Origin of the sequence: Bradyrhizobium sp. LMTR 3 (assembly GCF_001693485.1) — a bacterium.
Taxonomy (GTDB): Bacteria; Pseudomonadota; Alphaproteobacteria; order Rhizobiales; family Xanthobacteraceae; genus Bradyrhizobium.
In genome coordinates this window covers 294,847-320,706 of the sequence record NZ_MAXC01000051.1, presented here as the reverse complement: position 1 = coordinate 320,706, position 25,860 = coordinate 294,847, and the positions used below count along the sequence as shown (strand labels likewise).

Genomic DNA, 25,860 nt, shown 5'->3' with positions numbered 1-25,860 from the left:
GGAAGCCTATCCCAAAGGAGCGCCCAGCAGACGGAACGCCACGGGACCGCCGATGAGGAAAGCAAGCAGGAGGGTGCGGATGGTCGATTGCCGGATTGCGCCCAGCAATGACAGCCCGGCGAGCGGGACGACTCCAGCGAGCGGTAGATAATAGCGCGGATAGGCGGTCGTCATCCAGCCGAACTCGGTGTGCAGCCTGTAGCCGAAGATAATGTGTAGCAGGAGCGTAACGGCAAATGCCAGCGCGCCGGCGACCACCACGATTTCGAGTGGACCTTCCGTCCCGCGTACGATCCTGACTCCCGCCACCCAAATCCCGCCAAGTGCGCAAAGCCCGGCTGCTATCGGGATCGCCAGCGCCGCGTAATTCAGCGCGCTGCGCTCCCGTAACGCCGGCATCCATTCAGCGACGAATTCGGAGACGAAGTGCATGAAAAAGGAGACTGGCGTCATACGCGGAGCGCTGTCCCAGCCCATGGTTAACGCGCCGGTCTTGATCATCGCCATGACTCCCGGCGTTGTCGGTGCGGGGCTGCCGTATTGCGCGAGCAACGCAACATAAGGGACGCCAGCCAGCAGCATGGCTATCGCAATTGGAACGATCCATTGGAACGGCAAGCGCCCGCGCCACACCAACCATAGCAGCGCGCCGGCGACCAATCCGCCCGCCAGCACCAGTCCTGTGAATTTCGCCCACGACGCCAGGATGACGCCGCCCAGCGCAGCAAATAGCCAGGACCGGCTCCCGTTCGCCAGGAGTCGAAAAGCCGCAAGCGTCGCGATTGATCCACCCGCGAATGCGGCGTTGTCGTTGTTGATGGCGCCGGCAAGCGGCGCCATCACAGGGATGCAAGCGATGGGAACAACAAGGGCGTAGAACGGCAGCCGCGGAAGCTTCGCGAGGACGCCAATTGCCATCAGAGCCGCGAGCCCGATTGCTGCAAGGGCAACATTGAACAGCCGGTAGACGAGCATGCCCGCGGGATGGCCTTCCAGCCCGGGACCGAGGCGAGCCAGCAGCAGATAATACGGCGAGGGATGATTCAGGTAGTTCGCCTCGTCGGTGAAGCGGAAGGTCGACGGATCGAGCATCCGCAGATCCGCGAACGCGGGCCAGATATCACCGGTGCGTTGAAGATGCGCAACATAGGATGCATGCGCGACCTCATCGAAGCCCTGCGTCACATCCTTGCGCATCGCGCTGAGTATCGCAGCGACAATGAAGATAACAAGAACGATGGCGCAAACGCGCAAATTGGTGTTGGCCGAAGCAGCGGAGTTTCGATGGTGCGACGGCGCATATAAGTCATTCGGCGCAAGCATCGGGTCAGTGTGCATGGCGTCCGTTAAGCAAATCTGATGGCGCGTGCGTCAGTCTCACGCAGATAAGGAGTATATTAAGCAGATCGGAGGAAAAGGAGGCGATTCGAGCCTATCCTTCTCGATCCCCGCCGGACGGTCGCGAGCGGAAACGGCTCTATTATTGGGCATTGCTGAAGGTGACCTCACATGACGCGGATAGGCACTCGAGCCGAGGTCTGGTTTTCCAACGTCGTTGCTTCGTTTGCGCGCTATGTCGCCGAGAGAACACTTCCCGAATCAGTTCCGATGCTGATGCGTCGCGACGCCGTCCTGGACTCCTACGGCCACGCAAAGGAGGTCATGCAGGGTGCATATTCGTTCCTGGATCGCTTTGAAGGGCTGACCCTTTCGATCCAGGAGGCCAGGAAACGATTTCCAACCCGGAAGCTCGTGCTTGAATTTGGAGTCTACAAGGGTGGAATGATTAACTACCAAGCGAGGAAGTTCGCCGAATTGAATTTTGTAGGATTTGATAGTTTTGAAGGCTTGCAGGAACAGTGGAGCGGCATGGCTCCCAAAGGGACCTTCGATCTTGGCGGCAAGCTGCCAAGGGTCCGGAGCAATGTCGCCCTGGTTAAGGGATGGTTTGCGGAATCGGCGCCGCGATGGAAAGCGGAAAATCCTGCTTCCGGCACGCCGTTGCTGGTGCACGTCGACTGTGACACGTACGCCGCGACGGTAGACGTGCTCGAATTCTGCGCCAACTATGTCGAACAGGGGCTCGTTCTTCATTTTGACGATTATTTCGGCTTTCCCGATTGGAGAACCGGCGGATTCAAGGCGTTGCAGGAAGTCTCCGAAAAGCGACGCTGGCGGCTGACCTATCTGTCATACGGGACAAAAGAGGTCGCTCTGCTGGCGGAAGCGCGCGCCGACTGATGGGCTGGCGCCGGGCGTGCGAACGGCACCGGTCGGATGATGCGCTGACGTTTCATTAACTCTCGCCTCCAAGCATCCCAAGCGGGCAGAACCCACCAGAGGATGTAAGTTCCCTTTAACGAAACTCTGCGCAAGTGCGAACCCGAAATCCGAGGATCGCGCCGCGCATGACAGTTGATGCAGACGTTTTCGTGATCGGCGCCGGGCCCGCCGGCCTTACCACGGCCTATTGCCTGACCAAGGAGACGTCCTCGGTTATCGTGATCGAGAAAGACCCGGTTTATGTAGGCGGCATCAGCCGAACAGTGCGGCACGGCAATTACCTGTTCGACGTCGGCGGCCATCGGTTCTTCTCAAAAGCAAAGGAAGTCGTCGATCTCTGGCTGGAGATCCTGCCTGACGACTTTATCACGCGGCAGCGGCTGTCGCGGATCTACTATGGCGGCAAATTCTATTCCTATCCCCTGAACGCATTCCAGGCGTTGCGAAATCTCGGAATATTCACGAGCGCCGCTTGCGTGTTGTCCTATGCCTTCGCCAAGGCCTTTCCGGTCGCGTCGCCTCGCAGTTTCCACGACTGGGTGCGCAATCAGTTCGGAGAGCGTCTGTTTCAAATCTTCTTCAAGACCTACACCGAGAAAGTGTGGGGCATGTCGTGCGACGAAATCTCTTCGGACTGGGCGGCGCAGCGTATCAAAGGGCTGGATCTTCGCATCGCCGTCACGAACGCGCTGACGCGCTCATTCCGGCGCAAGCCAAAGGCCGATGCCGCGGGCGGCGAGGTCGTGAAGACGCTGATCGAGACGTTCCAGTACCCGCGCAAGGGTCCCGGCATGATGTGGGAAGCGGCTGCGGCCAGGATTACAGAGCGCGGCGGCCGAATTCTGATGGGCAGGGAGCTGGCCGATCTCGCATACGACGACTTGCGGAAACACTGGCGTATCGGCGTTGTGACCGCCGACGGGCGACGCGAAGACTATACGGCGCGCCATATCGTGAGTTCGGCGCCGGTGCGTGAGCTGGTGCAACGGCTCTCGCCGAAACCTATCTCGGTCCTGCACGCGCGAGCCCTACGCTACCGCGATTTCCTCACGGTTGCGTTGATGGTCGACAAGCCGGATCTTTTTGCCGACAACTGGATCTATATCCACGACCCATCGGTGAAGGTCGGTCGGGTGCAGAATTTCGGCTCGTGGTCGCCCGACATGGCGCCGCCCGCGATGTCTTGCCTCGGCCTCGAGTATTTCTGTTTCGAGGGCGACGGTCTGTGGGCGATGTCCGATCGGGATCTTGTCGCGCTCGCGACACAAGAGATCGTCAAGGTCGGCCTGATCTCTGCCGCCGACGTCGTCGACGGCTGTGTGGTGCGCCAGCCCAAAGCCTATCCGGTCTATGACGATGCCTATCGTGAAAATATGGCAGTGATCCGGCGCGATCTCGAGCAGAGCTATCCGAGCCTGCATCTGGTCGGCCGAAACGGGATGCACAAGTACAACAACCAGGATCATGCCATGATGACCGCCATGCTGACGGCGCGCAATATTCTGGCTGGCGAGCGCATCTACGACGTATGGCAGGTAAACGAGGACGCTGAGTATCATGAAGCGGGAGCTTCGAGCGCGCAAGCAGCTCTTGCGAGCGAGCGTCTGGTGCCGCTCAAGGCGAGCACCCGGGCGGCGTAGCGCGATGCGCCCGCTGGCTTGAACGCGGGGCTTTTCAACTACGCGTCATCATTTCCGGACACCGCCGAACGCCTTCCGCAAAATGGTCGGCACTCTCTACCAAGGTTGCTTCGGGCACTTTTAAGACACGCCGGCGTCCGCGATTATGTTTGCTTGTCGGGTTAGACCAGAAGCGAGCTGCGTGCGGCTCGTTTACCTTCGCACGCGCCAAACGGAAATTTTGTGTGTGGGGTCGACGTCGAGACGCTCAAGGAAATCAGGCGTTTCGCCCCGGCCGAGCCGTGCCGCTAATCCATCTGGAGCGAGTTTGACAAAATCCTGCTCGGGAGCTGCCGAACACATTACCAGGTGGTCGATGCGACGATCCGATAGTATTTGATGCGCGACCGGTATTGGCGCCAGCATCAGCTTCAGCATCGCGACGATACCGTCGTTATTTCGATGGTATGGTGCTGCAAAAACGGCGTGACCGGTGGCGACAAGAATCTTTGGTCCGAGATCGATCGGTGCCATCACACGTCCGTTCGGAAGTTGTGTCATGAAAGCGACATCGGACACGGTCTGGCACGTTGACGCATCTTGCTCGGCGATCGTCATCTGCGGCTTGAAAATCAAGTCGATCAGTGGCTTCGCCGAAAGGCCCAAGGCTGCAAGGCTCGCTGGTGACACGGCGAGTGCCAAAATGACCAAGGTTCGTCCAGAGGCAAGTGTTGGCCACAGAATGGTCAGGCTCGCCGCAAAAATCGGAGCCGCCAACATCGTTGCCGCCGCAGAGCCCCGAATCTCCCAAAAGCTAAGCCCGATCAACGCGGCCAGGGTCATTACGCCAAGGATCCAGCAGAATCGTCCAAGCGGATTGGACCGGATCAGCGCCGCCACGGCGAAGCCCATCGTCATCAACGGAAACCCGTAGAAACCGAGGACTTTTTGCGGCGCGAGCTGCAGCATCGTCGCGAGTGACATCGATTCGACAACCCTGTCGACCCAAAGCGAAGTAACAAGCGGATCGAGATGTGCGTAAGGCGACGCAATGCATCCCGCAAACAGTGAGAGGAAGGCGCCAACCAGAGTGATCGCCGACCCCGTTCCCGTAGCCACGCGCAGGCGCAGCGTAGAGTGGCGACGATCAATTGCGGCCATGGTCATCAGACCAATGCCGCCCCCGGCGGCCAGCAGCAGGACCGGCCCACCGAAAGTGTCGCAGACTGGCAACGCCAGCGAAGGCAGTGGAAGCAATGCCAATGCGAGCAGGAGCGATGATGCTGCCAGCCCCGCCCCGAAGGCGCTGATCTGTCGCGAGACGGATGCCCCCCTCCAGACAAAGAGGCCAAATACGGCGAGACTTATTGCTGCGATGGCGGGCAGCATTTCAATGCCGATCGCCAGCGATAGCGATGCCACCACGCCGCCCAGCGCGGCCTTAACCGCACTCTGCTCGATCTGTGACGTCAGCAGGACCAGGGCGAGCAACAAAGCGATCTGCGCGTTGTGGTGATCAATCGCACCTGGCCGGAAATGGATTAGCGCCGGCACGGATAGCACTGCCAGCAGCACTGCCGCCATCTGCGAGTTATTGGCACTGGTACTCATTTGGCGGGCAATTGCAGCGACCAACACAAGCGAGGCTGCGAGCAGCAGCAGGGGCCAAAGAAATAGCATCGCGACTTCTGCGCCGTGCGTTCCAACCAGCGGCTTCAGCAGAAGGATCAACGCAGCCAAGGGGACGTCGATGACGCGCGACCAGTGCATCGACGCGCCAGGCGGATCCAATCGATATTGGAACAGGTCGAACCAGCCTTGCCCACTGATCAGGTCGCGAACCTGGACGAGCCGCATGGCGTCATCTGCAGATAGCGCATCGAAGACGTCGCCGTCGATCGAGGGCAACGCAAGTGCGAGCACTACCGCTAGCCACAGCACCGGCATCCAGACGTTCGGATTCGTGCCGAATTGCTCTCTTTGCGCTGCCTGGCCTGAGGTCGAACTGAGATCGGACATGGCTTCCTCATTACTGATGAGCTAGCCCTGTGGCCTTTACGGATTAATTAACGGCGAACATGCAACGCGGCCGAAAATAGCGAGCACCTGCCCCGCATATAGAGCACGTAGAATGACGAAGCGTATCGCAATCATCCAGGGGCGCGAAACTCGATTTTCCACTGTTGCGCACGCAGTTGGATTTTAGCGGACATTGCTGCGGTTGGCTCCAAAGTCCGGTTTGCCACGGCGGATCCCGTGTGGCGGGCTGCTTTTGTTTGGAAACGGGCTGCTAAGCTATTGAGTTTGCTAGAGGCCATTCTGGCCATTTTTTCCAAACGCCCCTTGAAATCACTCGAGAATCAAACTGATTTTGATTCCGCCATTCGGAGGTTCGATCGCTCCGCCCCAGCCAGGGCTCGAAGCGCCAGCCCGGCACGACCGCGGCGCCCTCTCGCGCCGGATACGCAACAACTCGCCGACAACCCGATGCGCACAAGCAGATTGCGGCGGACGCCGTTGACGACGTCGCGCGGGGACACGACATATCCTGTACCGTCGATCCAGGTCACCGCTCAGGAGCAAGATATGAACGCGCCGCCAACAATTGATCCCGTTACCGCGTGTTCTGACCGGGACGTCTTGCACTGGCTGACAAACGACACGCGTGATGAGCGCTTCATTGACAATATTTTCGCCGAGCTGTGTATCCGGCTCCAGCGAGCAGGCATTCCCGTCAAGCGGGCGTCGCTTCATATCCTGATCCACCATCCGCAATGGCTTGGCGCACGGATCATGTGGGCCGACGGGATGCGCGAGGCGGAGATTGCGAGGGTCGACTACGACATCAGGGAGCGATCCGAATACATCGGTAGTCCCGCCAACGAAGTTCATGACGGTGCCTCCGAGGTGCGCGAAAATCTCGAACGGGACCCGTCACTGGGCCGCAAGCACGCCGTCTTTGACGAGATGCGGGCGAAAGGCCTGACTGATTATGTGGCGTGGCCGCTGTATCATACGCTCGGCAAGCGGCATATCGTGACCTTTGCAACCGACCGGCCAGGAGGTTTCGACGATGCGCATATCGCCAGCCTGCTGGAACTGTTGCCGGTTCTGGCGCTGGTCAGCGAAATCCGTGTCAAGAACCGGTTGGCGCGAACGCTGCTTGAAACCTATGTCGGGTCGCATGCCAGCGAGCTCATTCTAGCCGGCGCCACCAGGCGGGGTAGCGGGACGACGGTACGTGCCGCCATCATGATCTGCGATCTGCGTGATTTCACCAGGATCTCCGACAACTGGCCGCGCGATGACGTCATTGATCTTCTGAACGGCTATTTCGATGCGATGTCGGAGCCGATTGCGCGACATGGCGGGGAAATACTGAAATTCATCGGCGACGGTCTGCTTGCCATTTTTCCGCTGAGCCGGTCGTCGGCCTGCGCAAATCTGCTGCATGCCGTGGCTGAAGCCCGTCAGGCCATGCTTGCTCTCAACGAAGAAAATAGCGAAACCGGTCGTGAGCCGCTGAATTACGGCATCGGCGTCCACGTCGGAGACGTCATGTACGGCAATATCGGGTCGCGCAGCCGGCTCGACTTCACGGTCATCGGTCCTGCGGTCAACATGGCTTCGCGTCTCGAAGCCCTCACCAAACAATTGGGAAAAACGGTGCTGCTGTCCCGCGCGTTCGCTGATTTCGTCGAAAACGATTTCGATCTCGAACGCGTCGGGGAATATCCGGTGCGCGGCTTCAACGACCCAATCGAGCTGTTTGCGTATCACGGCTGAACGACCATCCATCGCCAGGTGCCGGGCCGCCCACACGGGGCACCAACTCGTCAAGCGGCCATTGTCAGCGAATGTCGATCTCGGCGCTTGCGACGCGAAGACCCGAAGCACACGTACGTCGTCCTAGTCCGACGCGAGCCGCGAGAAGCGGAAATTGCAGTGGTTCGCGCCGCCAGCCAACGTTTGTGTCCTTTCCAGGTGGATGCCTCGCGTTGCATAGGCGTCGAAATCAAGCCCACAAATGTTCGGCAAGATTTCTTCATCTCCGTGGCGAGCCGCGAATTTGCAAAAGCCGCAAGCTTTGTAGTTGATGCCGAATTCAAAGCTGTCACCCGGGCCCGGCTCGACGAAATCGTAGACGAAATCTTCCGGAAACTCTTTCTGATGGCTTTTTGTAGCCTGCTCGCGCAGCAAAGTCTGATTCTCTGACGACATGAATTGACGCCCCGAGGCGAGACGTTCCGCTTCGGGCACGGTGAGCAATTGCGCCTTGTAGGTTTCTCGCTCGATTTCGCCGATCACCGACAGCGACACGCCGTGTCGCCGGAGCACTCGGCTGATGGCCATAAAGCCCATGAGACGCATGAAGAAATCGCTCATACGACTTGCAGCGCCTCCGACATAGGGCATTTGGGTGAGCACGATTTCGAATTCGTCCATCACCTCCTGCCTAATCCCATCGATATTGGATAGATGCGCGCGCTCGCACAACATCGCTTCGGCAAGGTCGAGGCGATGGCGCATGGCGGCCTCCATTGCACTGCGATGCGACTCGTAAAAGGGATGGATGATCTCAGCCATTGGACACCTCTGTTGCGAACCGACCGTAACCGGGGACATCAAGTCAGCGCAAAGCATCGTTCCTTAGGTCAAGCACTAGAAAATCTATTGCAAGGCCACGGCCTATCAGTGTCAAACTGCAGCGCGATGACCTACACCCTTCCACCACTCAACGCGCTCCGCGCATTCGAAGCCGCCGCGCGGCATCTCAGCTTCAAACTGGCCGCGCACGAGTTGCACGTGACGCCCGCCGCTGTGGGGCAGCAGGTGAAAGCGCTGGAGGCGCGCCTCGGCGTACGCCTGTTCGAGCGGCTGCATAAGCAGCTCATCCTGACCGCGGCCGGTCAGGCCTATCTGCCCGAGATATCCGATGGTTTTCGTCGCATTGCGGACGCGACCTCGCAATTGAAACCGGCAGGTGCGGTGCTGTTGCAGTTGGGGGTCCATGGCAGCTTCGACCTGCGCCGCCTCGAGTTGGCGGAGTTTCGCACCGCGCATGCGGAAATCGGTTTGCGGGTGCTGCAGCCCGCCGGCTTGCACGAGTTGGTCGAGGGCAAGGTCGACTTGCTGATAGCCCGCGGTCTTGGCCACCATCCGGGCTATCGCTGCGACCGGGTCATTGGGGGATCCGGTTTGGGTGATTGGCTGATTGCACCTGAAGGCACCGCGGATTGTCCCGAGGTCGTCAGCTTCCGCGAATGGCTGCGCGCCCTTCCGGCCGAGAACCCGCCCGCAAACCACCGCCGCCCTCGTCTGGTCGGCATCATCGGAAGTTGAGGCGACCGTGAAGCAGAAAGAATTCGGCGTCAAAGGTCCGGAAGTAACGATCATCGGGCAGGGCGCCTGGTCGCCCAAAAGCTAAAAGACAGTTGAGCCACAGCTTTAGAGCCATTGATTCGCGTGCAGGCCATGTCAGCGCAGTCGCTCCCAGTTGTTGCCGGGACCGATCCTCCGTGGAGGCTGCTTCTATTTGGAAACGGCTGCCAAGCTATTGAACGGCTGGGGCCGTCTTGGGCTTCTTTCCAAAGGCGCCTTGAAATCATTGGATAATTGGGCGGATTTCGATTCCGTCATTCGGAGGTTCGATCCCTCCCACTCCGGCCAGGCGCTCCGCCGAGCTCGGCACCCTCAATTGCCATTCGGCGCGGGAACAATGCACGGCCGCAAGAACGGTGCTATTGAGATGCTTTCCTTGCGACATCAACGGAATGCATCACCATCCAGGCACCCATGACCCCGTTCTTGTCGCGCTGTCACTCCTGATTGCCGCGCTTTCTTCCTATACGGCGCTGGATCTCGCGACTCGCATGCGGGCTGCTTCCGGCTCCGCCAGCCTGGGCTGGCTTGGGGCTGCGGCCGTCGCCATGGGTGGCGGCATCTGGTCCATGCATTTCGTGGCCATGCTGGCGTTCAGCCTGCCCGGCGTCGAAATTTCCTACGATCCGCTCCTCACGCTCCTCTCGCTCGCCCTTCCCATTTTGGTCGCTGCAGCCGCGTTCGTCGTCGTAAGTCAGCGGTCGAACGCGCTCGTCGTTTCCGGCATTGGAATGGGGCTCGCGATCTCCGGCATGCATTACACCGGCATGAGCGCCATGCGGATGGCGGCTGCGATCCACTACGATCCCGTCTGGGTTGTGCTTTCCATCGCCATTGCGATCGGCGCGTCCATCATTGCGCTGCGCCTCGCCTTTCACATGACGAGCGTGCTCGAGCGCATATCGGCGGGCGTCGTCATGGGGGTGGCGATCTCCGGGATGCACTACGCGGCCATGCGCGGCTCCTCCTTCCTTGCCACGGATGCCATTCTTGGCCGCGCAGCCCACGGCGCGGTTGGGCAAGCGCCCCTCGCGTTCCTGGTCGCCGGCACCACGATCGTCGTCCTCGTCATTGGGCTCGCCGCGGCCGTGTACGACCGCGCCTCGGCAGAACGTGCCGATCGCGAAGCCGAGGCACTCAGGCGGAGCGAGGAGAAATTCCGCCTGCTGGTGGAGGGGGTGGCCGATCACGCCATCTTCATGCTCGACCCCGAAGGGCGGGTGGCGAACTGGAATCTCGGCGCGCGCCGGCTGATCGGCTACGGCGACGAGATCATAGGTACCCACTACGCCATCCTTCACACCGAAGAAGACCGCGAGTCCGGGGTTCCCGATGCCGTGCTTCTCGACGCAGAGCGGGAAGGCAAGTCGGCAGGCGAGGGCTGGCGCGTTCGCAAGGACGGCAGCCGCTTCTGGGCCGAGGCGACGATACGCGTGGTGCAAAACGAGCGTGGCGAGGCAATCGGCTACGCCAAGATCGTGCGCGACGTGACGGAACGGCGCCGGGCCCAGGAAGCGCTGGAGCGCACGCGCGATGCGCTCGTGATATCGCAGAAGATGGAGACTGTCGGACAGCTTACCGGCGGCGTCGCCCACGACTTCAACAACATACTTGCCGTGATCCTGGGCAGCCTCGAACTGGCGAAGAAGCGCCTCCAGCCGGAAGATCCCAGGATTCACCGGCTGCTCGATAACGCGATTCAAGGTGCGCTGCGCGGCGCCTCGCTAACCCAGCGCATGCTGGCGTTCGCGCGCAAGCAGGACCTCAAGCCTGTCGTCGTGGATGTCCCGGAGCTGGTGCGCGGAATGGCGGCTCTCCTGAAGTTTGATCCAGCCATCCGGGTCGAGACCCGTTTTCCGATCGAGCTTTCGAAGGTGAAGGTCGATGCCAACCAGCTCGAGCTCGCGATCCTCAACCTCGCCGTCAATGCGCGCGATGCGATCGCGGCTAGTGGCGGGGTCATCAGCATCGCTGCCCGCGAAGAGCATGCCATCGATGGCCTTGCCGAGGGACGATACGTCGCGCTCTCGGTGAGCGACACCGGATGCGGCATGGACGAGGAGACGCTCAAGCATGCGCAGGAGCCGTTCTTTACGACCAAGGGCGTCGGTAAGGGAACCGGTCTCGGCCTCTCGATGGTGAAAGGGTTGACCGAACAGTCCGGAGGCGTGTTGCTGCTGAAGAGCCGCATCGGCGAAGGGACCACGGCCGAGATCTGGCTGCCCGCCTCTCAGGACGAAAAGCTGCCGGCGCTCCATGCGGCGGAGCCGTCGCGCTCCGCGCCCCGCGGCAGCCGCCCGCTTTCCGTGCTGGTCGTCGACGATGATCTTCTCGTCCTCGACAGTGTCGCTGCGATGCTCGACGATCTCGGCCACGCCGTGATCGAGGCGCGCTCCGGCGAGGAGGCAGTCCAGCTTCTGCGCCGAATGCCGAAGATTGACATCGTGGTGACCGATTACGCCATGCCCGGGATGAACGGGTTGCTGCTTGCCGAGGCAGTGGCCGCCGAGCGTCCGGGCACGCCCGTGGTGCTCTGCACAGGATATGCCGAACTGCTCGGCTCGACGCAGCCTCACTTGCCGCGCATTTCCAAGCCGTTCGACCAGGCGGCGCTCCTGGCCGCCATTGAGGAGGTGCTGAGCGCACAGGCAGCTTCGCGCTCGGTTGTGACCTTACACCCGAAGAGAGCCTGACGGTTGATGGATCTCATCGCGTCTCACTGAACGGCCGGAACTCCCGTCACTCGGCCGGCATAGGCTTGGCGCCGTCCTCGATCGCCGGCTTCTTCTTGCCGAACAGCCAGGTCTGCAGTCGGTCGAGATAGATGTAGACCACCGGCGTCGTATACAGCGTGAGAAGCTGCGACACGGCCAGTCCTCCGACGATGGCGTAGCCAAGCGGCTGACGTATCTCGGAGCCCGCGCCGGTGCCGAGCATCATGGGAACGCCAGCAAGCATGGCTGCCATCGTGGTCATGAGGATCGGCCGGAATCGCATGACGCAGGCGCGATAGATGGCGTCTTCCGCCGACAATTGCTCCTGTTGGCCGACATGGAGGGCGAAATCGACCAGCATGATGCCGTTCTTCTTGACGATGCCGATCAGAAGGATGATGCCGACGATCGCGATCACGCTGAGATCGAGGTGAACCGCCATCAACAACAACAGTGCTCCGAGCCCCGCCGACGGCAGCGTCGAAATGATGGTGATGGGGTGGATCAGGCTCTCATACAGGATGCCGAGGATGAGATAGATCACGAACAGCGCCGCCACGATCAGGATCGGCGTTGTTGACAACGAATCGCCGAACGCCTGTGCGTTACCCTGGAAGCTGGTCTGCAGCGAAAGCGGTTTGCCGAGCTGCTTCTCGATATTCTGGATGGCGCTGGTCGCCTGGCCGATCGCCGTGCCGGGGAGCAGGTTGAAGGAGATCGTCACCGACGGAAACTGTCCCTGGTGATTGACCACGAGCGGGGCGACCTTGACCACGCTGTCGACCAGCGTCGATAGCGGCACTTCCTGGCCGGTGGAGGATTTGACATAGATTCCGGTCAACGCCTCGGGCGAATACTGGAATTTCGGATTGACCTCCATGATCACGTGGTACTGGTTCAGGGTCGTGTACATCGTGGAGACGATGCGCTGGCCAAAGGCGTCATCGAGCGTGTTGTCGATGGTGAAGGGCAGGATGCCGTAGCTCGAAGCCACCTCGCGTTTGATTGAGATATCCAGCAGGGGACCGGAATTGAGCTGGTCGGTCGCGACGTCGGTGATGCCGGGGACCTTCTTGATCCTGTCGAGGAACAGCGCAGCCCAGTGATTCAGCTCGCCGGGATCGGCATCGCCGAGCGTGTACTGATACTGGGTTTTCGAAACGCGCCCGCCGATGGTAATGTCCTGCGCGGCCTGCATATAGAGCGTGATGCCTTGAATCTTGGCCAGGCTGGTGCGCAGGCGGGCGAGCACCGTTTCCATGCTGTCGCGCTGCTTGTAGGGCTTGAGCGCAATGTAGATGCGGCCATTGTTGACCGTGGTGTTGCCGCCGCCGGCGCCGATCGCCGATCCGACGGACGCGACGGCCGGATCCCGCGTGATGGCATTGAGCAGCGCCTGCTGGCGCTCGGTCATCGCCTGATAGGAAATATCCTGCGCGGCTTCGGACAGGCCGATGATCAGCCCGGTGTCCTGCTGCGGAAAGAAGCCTTTGGGAATCACGACGTAGAGATAGCCGGTCAGCCCGATGGTCGCAAACATCGTCAACAGGGTGATGAAACGGTGACGGAGCACGATCTTGAGACCGGCCTCGTAGACTCCGAGTAGTGAATTGAAGCCACTTTCGAGGATGCGGAACAGCCGTCCGTGCGTCCTGTTTTCCGGCTTGAGCAGCCGCGCACACATCATCGGCGTCAAGGTCAGCGAGATCAGGAGCGACAGCACCAGGGCTACGCTGACGGTGACGGCAAATTCGCGGAACAGCAGCCCGACATATCCGCCCATCAGGAACAGCGGAATGAACACCGCGATCAGCGACAGCGTGATCGACATGATGGTGAATCCGATCTCGCCGGCGCCCTTCAGCGCCGCCTCGAATGGCGTGGCGCCGCCCTCCATGTGCCGCACGATGTTCTCGATCACGACCACGGCGTCGTCGACCACGAAGCCGACGGCGATCGACAGCGCCATCAGCGACAGGTTGTCGAGGCTGTAGCCGAGCTCGTAGAGGACAGCGAGCGTGCCGATCAGCGACAGTGGAACGGTGACCGCCGGGATGACCGTCGCCCAGAAGTTCCTCAGGAAAACGAAGATCACCATCACCACCAGCGCAACCGTCAGCATCAGCGTGAACTGAACGTCGTGGATGGATGCGCGAACCGTATCGGTGCGGTCGGAGATGACATTGACCTTGATCGCGGGCGGGATCGAGGCCTGTAGCACCGGCATTTCCGCCTTGATCCGCTCGACGGTGTCGATGACGTTGGCGCCGGGCTGGCGCTGGATCGCCAGGATGACGGCGCGCCGGTTGTTGTACCAGCCGGCGATCAGGTCGTTTTCCGGCGCGCTGACGGCGCGACCAACGTCGCGGATGCGAACCGGCGAGCCGTTTCGATAGGCGATTACGAGATTGGCGTAGTCCTCCGCCTTCAGGAGCTGATCGTTGGTGTTCAGCGTATAGGTCTGGCGCGGGCTGTTGAGCGTGCCTTTCGGCAAATCGACATTGGCTTGGCCGAGCGCCGTGCGGACGTCCTCGAGATTGATGCCGCGCGCGGCAAGCGCCTGCGGATCGAGCTGCACGCGCACGGCCGGCTTCTGCTGGCCGCCGATGCCGACGAGGCCGACGCCCGGTATCTGCGATATCTTCTGCAGCAGAATGTTTTCCGCGTAAGCATCCACGGTGGTTAGCGGCAGGCTGTCCGAAGTGAAACCGAGCACCAGGATCGGCGTGTCCGCCGGGTTGACCTTGCGGATGGTGGGCGGGTAGGGAATGCCGGGCGGCAAAAACGGACTCGCGGCGTTGATCGCCGACAGCGTGTCGCTGACCGTTCCGTCGATCTGGCGGTTCAGATCGAACTGTAGCGTTATCTGGGTGAAGCCGAGTGCGCTCGCCGACGTCATCTGGAGGAGACCCGGAATCTGCCCGAACTGGAGTTCGAGCGGTGTCGCTACCGACGCCGCCATGGTCTGCGGATCCGCGCCCGGCAACTGCGCCGTCACCTGCAGCGTCGGATAATTGACATTCGGCAACGCCGCGACCGGCAGCAGCGGGTAGGCGATGAGGCCGCCGACCAGAAGACCGACCATCAGGAGCGCCGTTGCGATCGGCCGGTGGATGAAGGGCGCGGATATGTTCATGGGATCGTCGCCTGTTGTGCTTGCTGTGCCGCTGCTTCCTCGGCTGCTTCGCCATGCAGCAGCGTGACATGTGTGCCCGGCTGCAGCCGGTATTGTCCGTCGACGACGACCTGCTCGCCGGCCTTCAGGCCGGTATCGATCAGCGCCTCGCCATCGGTGATCTGTGCGACCTTGACGGGGCGCATCGCTACCGTGCTGTCGGGCTTGATGACATAGGCATAGGCGCCGTTCGGCCCCTGCTGCACGACCGACGCGGGGACGGTCAGACCGTTATGCCGGGTCGTGACGAGCAGCCGCGCATTCACCAGTTCACCGGGCCACAGCTCGCGAGACTTGTTGGGAAAGGTTGCCTTGAGCTGGATCGAGCCGGTCGTCTGCAGGATCTCGTTGTTGACCAGCGCGAGCTCGCCCCGGCCTAGCTGGAGAGTGTCATCCTGATTATAGGCCAGGACCGGAAGCGGCGTCTTGGTCGCTTGCTGTTGCTTGAGGATCTGCGGCAGCACGCCTTCCGGCAGCGTGAAGATCAGCGAGATGGGATCGAGCTGCGTCACGACGACGAGCCCGTTGGCCGTCGTCGGGTTGATGATGTTGCCGACATCGATCTGGCGAATGCCGACGACGCCGTCGATCGGCGAAGTCAGCCGCGTGTAGCTAAGTTGCACCTTGGCCGCCTCGATCAGCGCCTGGTCGGTCTTGATCGCGGCCTCCAACTGGCCGACCTGCGCCTTCTGGGTTTCGATCAGTTGCGGCGTGGCCCAGCCCTTGTCGCCGAGTTGGTTGTAACGCGCGAGATTGGCGCGGGCATTGGTGAGCTGGGCCTGGTCGCGCTCCAGATTGCCCTCGAACTGGTCGATCTGGGCCTGGTACGGGCGCGGATCGATTTGCGCGAGCAGGTCGCCGGCATGGACGGTCTGCCCTTCGGTGAAATTGATGCTGATGAGCTGGCCCTGGATCTGGGCTCGCACGACATCGGTGTTGTATGCGATCACGGTGCCGACGCCGTTCTGATAGATCGGCACGTCATGCTGCGCGACCACGCCGGCCACGATCGGAACCGGAGGTGGCGGCGCGGCGGCGACAGCGGCTTTGAACGCATTGGCCTGCGTGAAGTAGAGAAGGCCGCCGGCGGCGACGGCGCAGAACAGGACGGCGGGTATTGCAAGTTTCATTTTCATGGCTGCTTCTCGCACGTGGGCTTCCGCTCAACGGAACATCGTGGCGGCGGTTGATAGGCCTGGTATCGTGTTCGGCGCCCCTGTGATGTTCGGTATCCCTGTGATGGCGTCGGTGGACGCGGCGACGGCGGTCGTATTCGGCGCCGGCAGCGTGAGGGCGGGCACCGTCGGGACCGTTGAGGCGATGGTGCTGACGGTGGGCGCGACGCCGATGGTCGGCACTGCCGCGGCGGAGCTGACGCCGAGATTGGCGATCTCCGTCGAACCCATTGGAATGCCGGTTCGCGCCACGCCGCCCGGCGCCACCGGAGACATCGGCGTCGATGATGCTGCTAGACTGCCCGAGCCGGCGCCGCACATGCTCGATGTACCCGAGGTGTCGATCAGGGCCGATGTCGGCGGAATGCCCGATGACGACATTCCCGACGAATTTGGCGCTCCCGCCATCGGCATCGCGGACATCGTGCTCTGCGGTGTGACGGTCCCGACTGCCACGCCGCCGCCGTCGAAGGTTGCAGCCGATCCGAACATCGTCGACGGTGCCGTGCCGATCGTCGAGCACACGGTGCTGCCGATTGTGCCAGTCTGGTCGGCCGGTGCGGGACTCACACCGGGTGAGGCGATTTCCGTTGCGCCGAGCGGGATGCCGGTGCCGCCGACCGGCGCGCTTGGCACCATGCCCAGTGGCGAGGTCGCCGCCAGCAAAGGCGTCGGCATCACCTGAGCCTGCTGCGCAAAGGCCGGGCCGCACAGCAAGGCAGATGCTGCCGTGATTATCAGGAAGCGTTTCATGTTGCTCTCCAGTACCGTTCGACCGGCACGACAACGCGTGGCGCGACGTCCACGCGATATCTTTCGAACTGTTGGGGGGATCGGTCCGGAGGACGTTTGAAGAAAGCAGGAAGACGTTCTCCGAACCGACAGCCCGCGCGCAGGGTCCTGCGCGGCGGGTTCAGCTACAGCTCAGGGGCAATGGGCTGTAGGGGTGCAGGTAGTACCAGTCGTAGCAATCGGGATAACCGTAGTATCCGTAGCCGTACCCCGGTCCGTATCCGCCGAAGCGGTGCGCGGCGTGCTGGTGCAGCCCGAAGCCGTGCTCGCCAAAATGACCGATGCCGCCGATGTGGCTGCCGCCAAAGCCTCCGACATGTTCGCCGCCGATGCCGCCGAAATGGGCGCCGCCGCCAAAGCCGCCGCCCATATGGCCGCCGCCAAAACCTCCGCCGTGACCGCCGCCACCGCCACCACCGCGGGCTTCGGCCGCGCCCGCCATCAGGCTCGACGCGAGAAGAGCTGTCGCCAGTATCGTGATCATCCGTTTCATCGTGATACTCCTTTTCAGCCAGATTGTTCGGCGCTGTGACGCGCGAGCTTCAGCGGGTCGCGCGGACCAAACGTCGGATGGGTGACAGGTAGGTGCGGTGCACAACGCATCCATTAAATTCGATGTTAGTGGCGTTCACGAACCAGAGCGGCGCTGTACGGACATCGAGGGCGAGCTTCCTTGCGCATGGCAAAGAAGAACGGGTTGGCGGGGAATCCCGCCAACCCGTTATGGGGCGTTGTCACATCGCAGCGTTCGCGGCTCAGTAACCCGTGTTCGGCTCGCAGGGCGGAGCGGTCCAGGGTGCCGTGGCGAAAGCGCCGACGTCCGGTGCGCGGACGCAGCTATTGCCATCGTTACGATGCATGACCGACATTACGCCCGCATTGTCATTGGTTACGACGTGCCGGGCCATGTGCGGGGCGGCGAGGGCCGGCGTGGCGAGGGTGGCTGCGGCGAGGAGCGCAGCCGACAGGAGTTTCACTTTGCGCATGGGTTTTCTCCATTCGATGAGAGGGAAGCCGGACTGGCTTCTTGCTGTGACGTGCGGCCGGCTCGTCCTCGTCCAAAGGGAATATCGCCTCACGTGCTTTCAACTCGCCGTGAACCGAAATCGCGCCGGCTGGACGAGGCAATACACGCCCGCCTTTCATTAAATCGCAATTTATTGGCGCCGCGCGCCGCCGCGAGCTAACTGTTTGGGGCATGCGGGCGTCGCCCTGGCTTTGTCGGCTGGCCGGCATATCATTGTCACCTTGTGGCGAGCGGATATCTTGATGGCAATCGGACCGATCGGATGACAAAGGTTCTTCTCATAGAAGACGACAACGAGACGGCGGGGGAAATCACCGCCGAGCTGGCCGATCGCGGCTTCGAGGTCGAATGGTCGGCTGACGGGCTGGATGGCCTTGCCAAGGCGCGCGACCTGCGGCCGGATGCCATGATCGTCGACCGCCTGCTGCCGGGGATGGATGGCCTCACCGTGATCGAGTCGCTGCGGAAGGACCAGGTGCGCACGCCGGTGCTGGTGCTGAGCGCACTTGGCGCGGTCGATGACCGCGTGCGCGGCTTGCGGATGGGCGGTGACGACTACCTCACAAAGCCGTTTGCGATCGTCGAGCTCGTCGCGCGCATCGAGGCGTTGCTCCGCCGTCCGCCGGAAACGCGGGAAACGACCTTGCGTGTCGGACAGCTCGAGCTCGACCTGATCGAACGCACGGCAAGGCGCGGCGAGCGCAGGATTGACCTTTTGCCACGCGAGTTTCGCCTGCTCGAATACATGATGCGGCGAAGCGACCAGCTATTGACGCGGGCGATGCTGCTCGAGGAGGTCTGGAACTACAAATTCGTTCCGGCCACCAATTTGGTCGACGTTCATATGGGCCGCGTGCGGCACAAGGTCGACGGCCCCGGCGACACCCCGATGATTCACAATGTACGCGGCGCGGGGTTCATTCTGCACGCCGTGCCCTGACGGATGCATAGCGACTGTGCCGGGGCGCCCGCGCCGTCGGGCCGGCAGGGTAATCGGACGGCAGGTTCGGGAAGCTTCACTTGCAGTTCATCCGCTCGAAGACGTTTCACTGGACCGCCGCACTGGCGGCGCTGTTTGCGATCGTTGTCATCGTACTATTCGCCTTCATCTACTTCAGCATCGACAACTACCTGATCGCGCGTTCCGATCGCATGATCACGACGCAGGCCGGCTTCTTTGCAGGATTGCCGCGCGAGCGCATGATCGGCGCGCTCGACGATCATCTCGAACAGGATTCGCGCGGCGTCCAGTTCTCCGGCGTGTTCGACGCAAAGGGGAAGCGTCTTGCCGGCAACGTCGCGGCGCTGCCGGACAGGCTCGATATCGGCGCTCCGGCGCGCAGCGTGCCGCTGCTGCGCCTCGATAGCAAGGAAGCCGGCCCAACATCGGTCAGAACCGTCGCGCGTCGCCTTGATAACGGCGACATTTTGGTGATCGGACGGAACGTCGACGAAACCACCGAGGTCTTCAAGGTCGTCGGCGCCGCGCTCGCGCTCGGCCTGTTGCCCGCGTTCTGTCTCTGGTTGCTCGCAGGCGCCTGGCTGAGCGCGCGCGCCCGCCGGCGGGTCGAGCAGGTCAATTTGCGGGTCCAGCGCATCATCGCAGGCGATCTGCACGAGCGGCTGCCGCACAGCAACGCCGATGAGCCGTTCTCGCGGCTTGCCGCCATCGTAAACGGCATGCTCGATGAGCTGGAGACCACGATCAACGCGCTGGCCGGCGTCGGCAACGACATCGCCCACGATTTGCGAACGCCGCTGACGCGCGCTCGTCTGACGCTCGAACGCGGCCGTACCAACGCGCCGACCCTGGCGCAGCTCCAGGAGGTTGTCGACAAGGCCATCGCCGGCATTGACCAGTCGCTGTCGATCGTCACGGCGCTGTTGCGGCTCGCCGAGATCGAGAACAGCCGCCGGTCGTCCGCCTTCGGCGACGTTGCGCTCGGCGACATGCTGCGCGAGGTCTGCGACATGTACGAGCCGATCGCCGAAGACAAGCAGATCGCGCTGAGCGTGACCATAGCCGACAAGGTTTCCGTGCGCGGCGATCGCGACCTGCTGCTGGAGGCTGTGGCCAATCTCGTCGACAATGCCATTAAGTTCACGCCCCGGAGCGGCAGGGTCGAACTCGCGCTGCTGCGCGGCGAGGGCGAGACCATCTTGCGTGTGACAGATACGGGTCCGGGGATCAGCGCGCAGGAACATGAAGCGGTGTTGCGCCGGTTCTATCGCTCGGACAAAATTCGCAATACGCCGGGCATCGGCCTCGGACTCAACCTGGTCTCGGCAATCGTGAAGCTCCACGGCTTTCGCCTGATCATCCACGCCGGCCCGGGAGGCCGGGTGGAGATCGTTTGCCCCGATGAGGAAGGTGGCCGGACATAGATCGCTATCCGCCAACGTCATCCATGCCGGCGGCCATCATGCTCGGTGCGGGATGCGTGGTGTACACGCCGATGCTGCCAGACGCTGGGGCCGGCCATGCCGCTTTCCCTTTCGTTATAGGCCTGCATCACCGAGGGCGGCAGCCCTTCCATCCTGTAAGCCGGCGTGGGTGCGCCGCCATTCAGGACGTCCAGATTGGGATAGAAAAACGCAAAATTGCCCGGCTCCTGGATGGCTTCTTGCGCGAAGGCGGGCGCTGCCGCCATCATCGACAGCAATCCTGCGACAGCGATGCTCTTGATCGAGGTCATTGTCTTTCTCCATATCATCTATGCGGCAATTCGCTGGACGCGCATGCGCGGTCGCATGCCGCAACGGGCGCGTGTTCTTTTCGAATACGAACTGCTCGCTTGAGGCTGCATCCAGGCAGCGGATGCATGACGGAGATGTAGGGCGGGCGCGACCTCGTCCCACTAAATTGCCTTTTACAAAGCTCAACTGGTCTTGATCTGTCGTGCAAAGCGTTTGCAGGGAAGCGGTCGTTTGAAATTCGCACGAGCGCGCGAATGCTCACCGATCGAGATTTCGCGATCTCGCCTCAAACGAGATCGTGCGATTTTGAAATCGAGACCAAAGCGGCGCGGACGCTAACAGCGAATTTAGATTCCTCAATTCCAATTTAATGGCTGCATCGCGGCGTCTTCTCCTAGGGTCTGTCTGCCGGACCCGATGGATTGGAGCCACCGATGAACGCCCACAGCACGACCATACTGTCAGACAGGCGCGAGCCGCTGACTGGAGACAGATCACGAGATATCGTCGATGAATATGCCGCACTCATCAAGCGATACGCTCTGCTTGAACCGACGCGCGAGCAGCAGCTTGCCCGGCGCTGGCAGCAGCATCGAGACCGAAGCGCTACCGATGCGCTCGTCACCAGCCATCTCCGGCTCGCGGCCAAGGTGGCGCGCCGCTACCAGCGATACGACCTGCCGCTTGCCGATCTGATCGGGGAGGCCAATCTCGGCCTCGTCATCGCGGCCTCGCATTTCGAGCCGGGCCGTGGCGCGAGGTTCTCCACCTACGCATTGTGGTGGATCAAGGCCGCGATCCACGATTACATTCTGCGGTCGCGCTCGCTGGTCAAGATCGGGACGACGGCCGCTCAGCGGAAGCTGTTCTTCGGGCTCAGGCGCGCCATGCGCAAGTTCGGAGGCGACAGGACGGGCCTTACGCCGGAGGTGGCCGAGGCCGTCGCGAGGGAACTCGCGGTCCCTGTTCGCGATGTGATCGAGATGAACGGCCGTCTGACGGGCGACCTTTCCCTGAATGCATCCGTCGATGATGACGGGCCTACCGAATGGGAAGCGAGGCTGGTCGACCCTTCGCCGAACGCGGAGGCTATGATCGCCGAGCAGGATGAAGGCGGGCAATGGGCGAGGGCGCTCCATTCGGCCCTCGATGTTCTGACGGCGCGGGAGCGCCACGTGTTCGAGGCCCGGCGGCTTCGCGAGGATCCGCCGAGTCTGGAAGAACTCGGGCGTGAACTGTCGATTTCCGGCGAGCGCGTGCGGCAGATCGAAGCTTTAGCCTTCGAAAAGGTCAGGCGTGCGGCGACAAGGCGCTTGAGACATGCCTCCCTTGCAGCTTGAGGGGTCGGAAAACGGCGAGCGACACCCTTCGCGCCGCTCGCAGTCCTTCCGACGGCCCAATCAGCGTGCGGCGCGCTCGACGGCGATCGCGGTCGCTTCTCCGCCGCCGATGCAGAGCGCAGCGATACCGCGCTTTAGGTTCCGCGCTTCCAGCGCATGCAGCAGCGTCACGATCAGTCGCGCGCCGGTGGCGCCGATCGGGTGGCCGAGCGCGCAGGCGCCGCCATTGACGTTCAGCTTTTCGTCGGGAATGCCGAGATCCTTCTGCGCCGCCATCGCCACCACTGCGAACGCTTCGTTGATCTCGAACAGGTCGACGTCGGAAACAGCCCAGCCGACCTTGTCGAGCAGCTTGCGGATCGCCGGGATCGGCGCGGTGGTGAACCATTGCGGCTCCTGGCTGTGGGTGGCGTGGCCCATGATCTCGGCGAGCACGGGCAGCCCGTCGTGATCGGCCAGCGAGCGTCTGGCCAGAACCAGCGCGGCGGCGCCGTCGGCGTTCGCGGAAGAGGCGGCCGGCGTGATGGTGCCGTTACTGCGGAACGCGGGCTTCAATCCGGGAATCTTCGCCGGATCCACCTTGAGCGGATGCTCGTCATTGGCGACGACACGCGGGCCCGCCTTCTCGGCCAATGTGATCGGCGCGATCTCGGCCCTGAACGCGCCGCCCTCGACCGCCTTGCGGGCGCGGGTCAAGGTCTCCATCGCGTAGGCGTCCTGGTCCTTGCGGGTGAACTGATAGGCCTCCGCGGTGGCCTCGCCGAAGTCGCCCATCGAGCGGCCGGTCTCGTAGGCGTCTTCCAGCCCGTCCATCATCATGTGATCGATGATCCGGTCATGCCCGGCGCGATAGCCGCCGCGCGCCTTGGCCAGCAGATAGGGCGCGTTCGACATGCTCTCCATGCCGCCGGATAGCACGATCGAAGCTGAACCGGCATTGATGATGTCGTGCGCCAGCATCGTCGCCTTCATGCCGGAGCCGCACACCTTGTTGACCGTGGTGGCGCCGGTGGCGTCAGGCAGTCCAGCGCCGCGCGCGGCCTGGCGTGCCGGCGCCTGGCCCTGTCCGGCCGGTAGCACGTTGCCCATGAACACCTCCTCGATCCGCTCCGGCGCGAGTTTCGCCCGTTCCAGAGCCGCGCCGATCACGTGAGCGCCGAGCCTGTGCGCGCTGAAGGGGGACAACTCACCCATGAACCGGCCAAGCGGCGTGCGGGCGGCGGAAAGGATGACGACGGGATCGGGGCTTGCGGCCATTGGAGATTCTCCTGTTCGATCGGATATTTGTATGACGATAATCATATATTGCGGCATTGCAATGGGATGCCGCCGCTTTCCGCAACGAGGCGCTAGAGCGTTTTCCAGCGAAAGCCTGCCCCGGACTTGATCCGGGGTGGACACCGGTTCGCGTCAAGAAAACGCGTCAAAACAACAATCTAGAGCCCGGTTCTGATTCAATCAGAACCGAAAAGGCTCTGGCTGACAGGTCGCCGGAGAAATGGCCCGCGAGTTCCGGCAGGAGCGATGACAGGGAAACGAGGCGAGGGCGAAGACCTCCCCCGGCGCCCTATCCTTCGTTTCCCTATATCGTAAGGATTATCACCAATGATCCGTTATCTGCTCGAACGCGCTTATTGTGACAGCGACCGGTTCCCTGTTTCATTTCCGCGAGGGACGATGCAATCCACTCCGATAACTGAACTTCGACGAGCGCCCCATGACGCGCCCATGGCCCCACATCCGAAGTCAGTCCGGGCGCCGTTTCTTTTCTACAGGTGATTTCTTGTGTGCGGATCGCAGAAGCGCCGATCCAGGATGGCCCAATGGCAACTGGCGTAATGCCGAAAATAATCGCTAGTGAGATATGGATGACCTGACCGTCATGGATGAATCCGGAGTAATCAGTTCGACGGGACTGTCGAAGGAGACGCGCGCCGCGGCGATCGCGACTTGGGTCCGGTTGCTCACGCCCAGCTTGCGCATGATTTCGCGGACATGGACTTTCACCGTCGTTTCGGTCATGCCGAGCTTGCGACCGATCACCTTGTTGGGATCGCCTTGGCAGAGGCAAGCGAGCACCGCGTACTGCCGCCCGGTAAACTCGGGCGCGTGCCGCGCGCCGTTTAGGCCATGGTCGCGCTGTACCGCCTTACCGTCGAAGAGGGACCCTGGCTGGTCGTAAGGACCGTCCTCCGGCCCCAGAGGGGGCGCCTGCGTCTGTTGTTCCGGCTCCGGAAGCGCTTGCTCCTGGGACAGGTCCGGTTGTCTGTATTCGAGAGGCGTCGGCGGACTGAAGGTCTGGCTGGCCAGGATGGCGGTTGCCGGAAAGTAGGTGCCGCCATGGAGGACGAATGAAAGGGCGTGCAACGCAAGCTCGGGCGCCATGGAATTGCTGAAGTAGCCCCGGGCTCCGCAACGGATCGCGGCGAGGACGGTGGCGGGATGTTCATCGTCGGAGATGATGGCGAGTGCCGCCTCCCGGCGAAGGGTATGCAGCACCTGTATCTCGGTGAAGACCTCGTGGGGAGAGGGGGTGCCGACGCTGTAAATCAGCATCTCGCATTCGCTCCGCTCGATAAGCCTTATGTGCGCCTCATCGGGATCGAGCGAAATCAGCTCGACTTGCTCGTTGCTGGCCCAAGGACTTAAGAAGCTCTCCGCTCGAGCTCGTCGAAAGGCCATTGCGTCTACAATAAATACAGTCTTCTTGCGTGGGACTGACATAACGCGCCCCCGGATTTTAATACCGATGATATCGATAGATTCCTTCAGAACCGCACACAGTCGCTGTGAATTAGTTCACTCGGCATCTTAATTGTTCAAAAAAACTTTACCCTCGCTAACGGGGGATGCCAAGGAGACCAAATGTGGCCGAATCTCGTCAAGAATCGGTCATTAAAGTGTGCTTTTTCATTCCCCAATTGCAAAAAGCCGTCCCCCGCAACCTTGGCTAATATATCTTTCGATACGTACGACTGCCGTGACGGAGCAGGTACGATGGTATCATTGTCGGCCTCGCAGGGCGCGGAACCATACGATGTTTGTCAGCAAGCTGCCCCCAAAACCGGATTTCGAAGTGCTGGCTGCCGCTGCTCCGGCTTCCGCCGATCGCCGCACATTCGTTCTCGCCTTGATTGGCAACCTGATCTGTAGCTGGTCGAATAACGAAAGTCTTTTCATCTACGTTCTGATGATCCTGTTGCGGACAGACGAAGCGTCGGCCGCCGTCGTGTTCGCCACGCTGAATACGACCCGCGCGAGGCTCGATCTGATCCAGCGGTTGGCCAAGATCAGGGTGACCGACAAAGCTCTCGCCAAGAGTCTGACGGCTCTCATCGAACGCTTCTCGGAATCGACCAAGGTTCGAAATGAGTTGAATCATTGCATGTTTATTTTCGATTCCTCGGGCGCCATCACCCACACGCAATCGATGCGATTGATGGAAACAAAGGCGAGCCTGAGGTTCGGAGAGATCAAGGCGCTGGACGAAAGCCGTCTACAAGAGATGGTGCGGACGATCCACGAAATGACGAAGATCAACCGCGAGATCTGGGATCTCCTGCCGCGCCTTGAAGCACATGTTCACGGCGTGAAGCCACAAAGCGTGCCGCGCGATGCGGCTTAAACGGTCCGGCGATGACGGGTGTCATGTCTCG

20 protein-coding genes are annotated in these 25,860 nt (G+C 61.7%); 10 read left to right on the top strand and 10 right to left on the bottom strand.

Going from position 1 to position 25,860, the window contains the following annotated elements:
* Positions 1-6: 6 nt before the first annotated feature.
* Positions 7-1,197: a hypothetical protein gene (locus tag LMTR3_RS31800; protein WP_141686896.1), complete on the bottom strand. Its 1,191-nt coding sequence runs from the start codon at positions 1,195-1,197 to the stop codon at positions 7-9.
* Positions 1,198-1,509: 312 nt separating this feature from the next.
* Between LMTR3_RS31800 and LMTR3_RS31795 the strand changes: the two genes are divergently transcribed.
* Positions 1,510-2,241, top strand: a complete 732-nt coding sequence (locus tag LMTR3_RS31795; RefSeq protein ID WP_065748893.1) for a class I SAM-dependent methyltransferase — start codon at positions 1,510-1,512, stop codon at positions 2,239-2,241.
* A gap of 167 nt (positions 2,242-2,408) precedes the next feature.
* On the top strand, positions 2,409-3,923 hold the full coding sequence (locus tag LMTR3_RS31790) for an NAD(P)/FAD-dependent oxidoreductase (RefSeq protein WP_065748892.1): 1,515 nt from the start codon (positions 2,409-2,411) through the stop codon (positions 3,921-3,923).
* A 192-nt stretch (positions 3,924-4,115) separates the two neighbouring features.
* Here the strand turns inward: LMTR3_RS31790 and LMTR3_RS31785 are convergent, their stop codons facing one another.
* Positions 4,116-5,921, bottom strand: a complete 1,806-nt coding sequence (locus tag LMTR3_RS31785; protein ID WP_065748891.1) for a hypothetical protein — start codon at positions 5,919-5,921, stop codon at positions 4,116-4,118.
* A gap of 567 nt (positions 5,922-6,488) precedes the next feature.
* On the opposite strand from LMTR3_RS31785, the gene LMTR3_RS31780 reads away from it, so the two are divergent.
* Entirely contained in the window at positions 6,489-7,688 is a 1,200-nt protein-coding gene (locus LMTR3_RS31780) for an adenylate/guanylate cyclase domain-containing protein (RefSeq protein WP_065748890.1), read from the top strand.
* A gap of 123 nt (positions 7,689-7,811) precedes the next feature.
* Here the strand turns inward: LMTR3_RS31780 and LMTR3_RS31775 are convergent, their stop codons facing one another.
* Positions 7,812-8,489, bottom strand: a complete 678-nt coding sequence (locus LMTR3_RS31775; protein ID WP_065748889.1) for an L-2-amino-thiazoline-4-carboxylic acid hydrolase — start codon at positions 8,487-8,489, stop codon at positions 7,812-7,814.
* Positions 8,490-8,615: 126 nt separating this feature from the next.
* Between LMTR3_RS31775 and LMTR3_RS31770 the strand changes: the two genes are divergently transcribed.
* Both LMTR3_RS31770 and LMTR3_RS31765 read left to right on the top strand, forming a co-directional pair.
* Complete coding sequence (locus tag LMTR3_RS31770) at positions 8,616-9,245, top strand: LysR family transcriptional regulator (RefSeq protein ID WP_065749007.1); 630 nt, start codon at positions 8,616-8,618, stop codon at positions 9,243-9,245.
* Between the two features lie 431 nt (positions 9,246-9,676).
* On the top strand, positions 9,677-11,977 hold the full coding sequence (locus LMTR3_RS31765; RefSeq protein WP_065748888.1) for an MHYT domain-containing protein: 2,301 nt from the start codon (positions 9,677-9,679) through the stop codon (positions 11,975-11,977).
* Between the two features lie 46 nt (positions 11,978-12,023).
* Here LMTR3_RS31765 and LMTR3_RS31760 read toward each other — a convergent pair whose 3' ends face one another.
* Together LMTR3_RS31760 and LMTR3_RS31755 are read right to left on the bottom strand one after the other, a co-directional pair.
* A complete protein-coding gene (locus LMTR3_RS31760; protein ID WP_065748887.1) occupies positions 12,024-15,134 on the bottom strand; it encodes an efflux RND transporter permease subunit in 3,111 nt (1,036 codons plus the stop codon).
* Positions 15,131-16,309 (bottom strand): efflux RND transporter periplasmic adaptor subunit, encoded by a 1,179-nt coding sequence (locus LMTR3_RS31755; RefSeq protein WP_065748886.1) that lies wholly within the window; start codon positions 16,307-16,309, stop codon positions 15,131-15,133. Before LMTR3_RS31755 ends, LMTR3_RS31760 begins: the two co-directional genes overlap by 4 nt.
* Positions 16,310-16,349: 40 nt before the next feature.
* Between LMTR3_RS31755 and LMTR3_RS31750 the strand changes: the two genes are divergently transcribed.
* Entirely contained in the window at positions 16,350-17,033 is a 684-nt protein-coding gene (locus LMTR3_RS31750; protein WP_141686894.1) for a hypothetical protein, read from the top strand.
* Between the two features lie 228 nt (positions 17,034-17,261).
* Here LMTR3_RS31750 and LMTR3_RS36965 read toward each other — a convergent pair whose 3' ends face one another.
* Both LMTR3_RS36965 and LMTR3_RS31740 read right to left on the bottom strand, forming a co-directional pair.
* Positions 17,262-17,633: a hypothetical protein gene (locus LMTR3_RS36965; RefSeq protein ID WP_084029926.1), complete on the bottom strand. Its 372-nt coding sequence runs from the start codon at positions 17,631-17,633 to the stop codon at positions 17,262-17,264.
* A 262-nt stretch (positions 17,634-17,895) separates the two neighbouring features.
* A complete protein-coding gene (locus LMTR3_RS31740) occupies positions 17,896-18,126 on the bottom strand; it encodes a hypothetical protein (RefSeq protein WP_065748883.1) in 231 nt (76 codons plus the stop codon).
* Positions 18,127-18,429: 303 nt separating this feature from the next.
* Here LMTR3_RS31740 and LMTR3_RS31735 point away from each other — a divergent pair, with 303 nt between their 5' ends.
* Together LMTR3_RS31735 and LMTR3_RS31730 are read left to right on the top strand one after the other, a co-directional pair.
* Entirely contained in the window at positions 18,430-19,107 is a 678-nt protein-coding gene (locus LMTR3_RS31735) for a response regulator transcription factor (RefSeq protein ID WP_065748882.1), read from the top strand.
* Between the two features lie 80 nt (positions 19,108-19,187).
* Positions 19,188-20,552 (top strand): sensor histidine kinase, encoded by a 1,365-nt coding sequence (locus tag LMTR3_RS31730; protein WP_065748881.1) that lies wholly within the window; start codon positions 19,188-19,190, stop codon positions 20,550-20,552.
* A 17-nt stretch (positions 20,553-20,569) separates the two neighbouring features.
* Here LMTR3_RS31730 and LMTR3_RS31725 read toward each other — a convergent pair whose 3' ends face one another.
* On the bottom strand, positions 20,570-20,863 hold the full coding sequence (locus LMTR3_RS31725; protein WP_141686893.1) for a hypothetical protein: 294 nt from the start codon (positions 20,861-20,863) through the stop codon (positions 20,570-20,572).
* Positions 20,864-21,298: 435 nt separating this feature from the next.
* Here LMTR3_RS31725 and LMTR3_RS31720 point away from each other — a divergent pair, with 435 nt between their 5' ends.
* Entirely contained in the window at positions 21,299-22,204 is a 906-nt protein-coding gene (locus tag LMTR3_RS31720; RefSeq protein WP_084029925.1) for an RNA polymerase factor sigma-32, read from the top strand.
* Between the two features lie 60 nt (positions 22,205-22,264).
* On the opposite strand, the gene LMTR3_RS31715 is transcribed toward LMTR3_RS31720, so the two are convergent.
* Both LMTR3_RS31715 and LMTR3_RS31710 read right to left on the bottom strand, forming a co-directional pair.
* A complete protein-coding gene (locus LMTR3_RS31715) occupies positions 22,265-23,461 on the bottom strand; it encodes an acetyl-CoA C-acyltransferase (RefSeq protein ID WP_065748879.1) in 1,197 nt (398 codons plus the stop codon).
* 597 nt (positions 23,462-24,058) lie between these two features.
* Positions 24,059-24,928 carry a response regulator transcription factor gene (locus LMTR3_RS31710; protein ID WP_065748878.1) on the bottom strand — a complete coding sequence of 290 codons (870 nt, stop codon included), beginning with the start codon at positions 24,926-24,928 and terminating at the stop codon, positions 24,059-24,061.
* Between the two features lie 178 nt (positions 24,929-25,106).
* On the opposite strand from LMTR3_RS31710, the gene LMTR3_RS31705 reads away from it, so the two are divergent.
* On the top strand, positions 25,107-25,829 hold the full coding sequence (locus LMTR3_RS31705; RefSeq protein ID WP_349643830.1) for a hypothetical protein: 723 nt from the start codon (positions 25,107-25,109) through the stop codon (positions 25,827-25,829).
* Positions 25,830-25,860 lie beyond the last annotated feature (31 nt).

Coding starts and splice junctions, on each gene's coding strand:
- LMTR3_RS31800 (WP_141686896.1), bottom strand. CDS start 1,197: ATGCGCAAGGATGTGACGCAGGGCTTCGATGAGGTCGCGCATGCATCC.
- LMTR3_RS31795 (WP_065748893.1), top strand. CDS start 1,510: ATGACGCGGATAGGCACTCGAGCCGAGGTCTGGTTTTCCAACGTCGTT.
- LMTR3_RS31790 (WP_065748892.1), top strand. CDS start 2,409: ATGACAGTTGATGCAGACGTTTTCGTGATCGGCGCCGGGCCCGCCGGC.
- LMTR3_RS31785 (WP_065748891.1), bottom strand. CDS start 5,921: ATGTCCGATCTCAGTTCGACCTCAGGCCAGGCAGCGCAAAGAGAGCAA.
- LMTR3_RS31780 (WP_065748890.1), top strand. CDS start 6,489: ATGAACGCGCCGCCAACAATTGATCCCGTTACCGCGTGTTCTGACCGG.
- LMTR3_RS31775 (WP_065748889.1), bottom strand. CDS start 8,489: ATGGCTGAGATCATCCATCCCTTTTACGAGTCGCATCGCAGTGCAATG.
- LMTR3_RS31770 (WP_065749007.1), top strand. CDS start 8,616: ATGACCTACACCCTTCCACCACTCAACGCGCTCCGCGCATTCGAAGCC.
- LMTR3_RS31765 (WP_065748888.1), top strand. CDS start 9,677: ATGCATCACCATCCAGGCACCCATGACCCCGTTCTTGTCGCGCTGTCA.
- LMTR3_RS31760 (WP_065748887.1), bottom strand. CDS start 15,134: ATGAACATATCCGCGCCCTTCATCCACCGGCCGATCGCAACGGCGCTC.
- LMTR3_RS31755 (WP_065748886.1), bottom strand. CDS start 16,309: ATGAAAATGAAACTTGCAATACCCGCCGTCCTGTTCTGCGCCGTCGCC.
- LMTR3_RS36965 (WP_084029926.1), bottom strand. CDS start 17,633: ATGAAACGGATGATCACGATACTGGCGACAGCTCTTCTCGCGTCGAGC.
- LMTR3_RS31740 (WP_065748883.1), bottom strand. CDS start 18,126: ATGCGCAAAGTGAAACTCCTGTCGGCTGCGCTCCTCGCCGCAGCCACC.
- LMTR3_RS31735 (WP_065748882.1), top strand. CDS start 18,430: ATGACAAAGGTTCTTCTCATAGAAGACGACAACGAGACGGCGGGGGAA.
- LMTR3_RS31725 (WP_141686893.1), bottom strand. CDS start 20,863: ATGACCTCGATCAAGAGCATCGCTGTCGCAGGATTGCTGTCGATGATG.
- LMTR3_RS31720 (WP_084029925.1), top strand. CDS start 21,299: ATGAACGCCCACAGCACGACCATACTGTCAGACAGGCGCGAGCCGCTG.
- LMTR3_RS31715 (WP_065748879.1), bottom strand. CDS start 23,461: ATGGCCGCAAGCCCCGATCCCGTCGTCATCCTTTCCGCCGCCCGCACG.
- LMTR3_RS31710 (WP_065748878.1), bottom strand. CDS start 24,928: ATGTCAGTCCCACGCAAGAAGACTGTATTTATTGTAGACGCAATGGCC.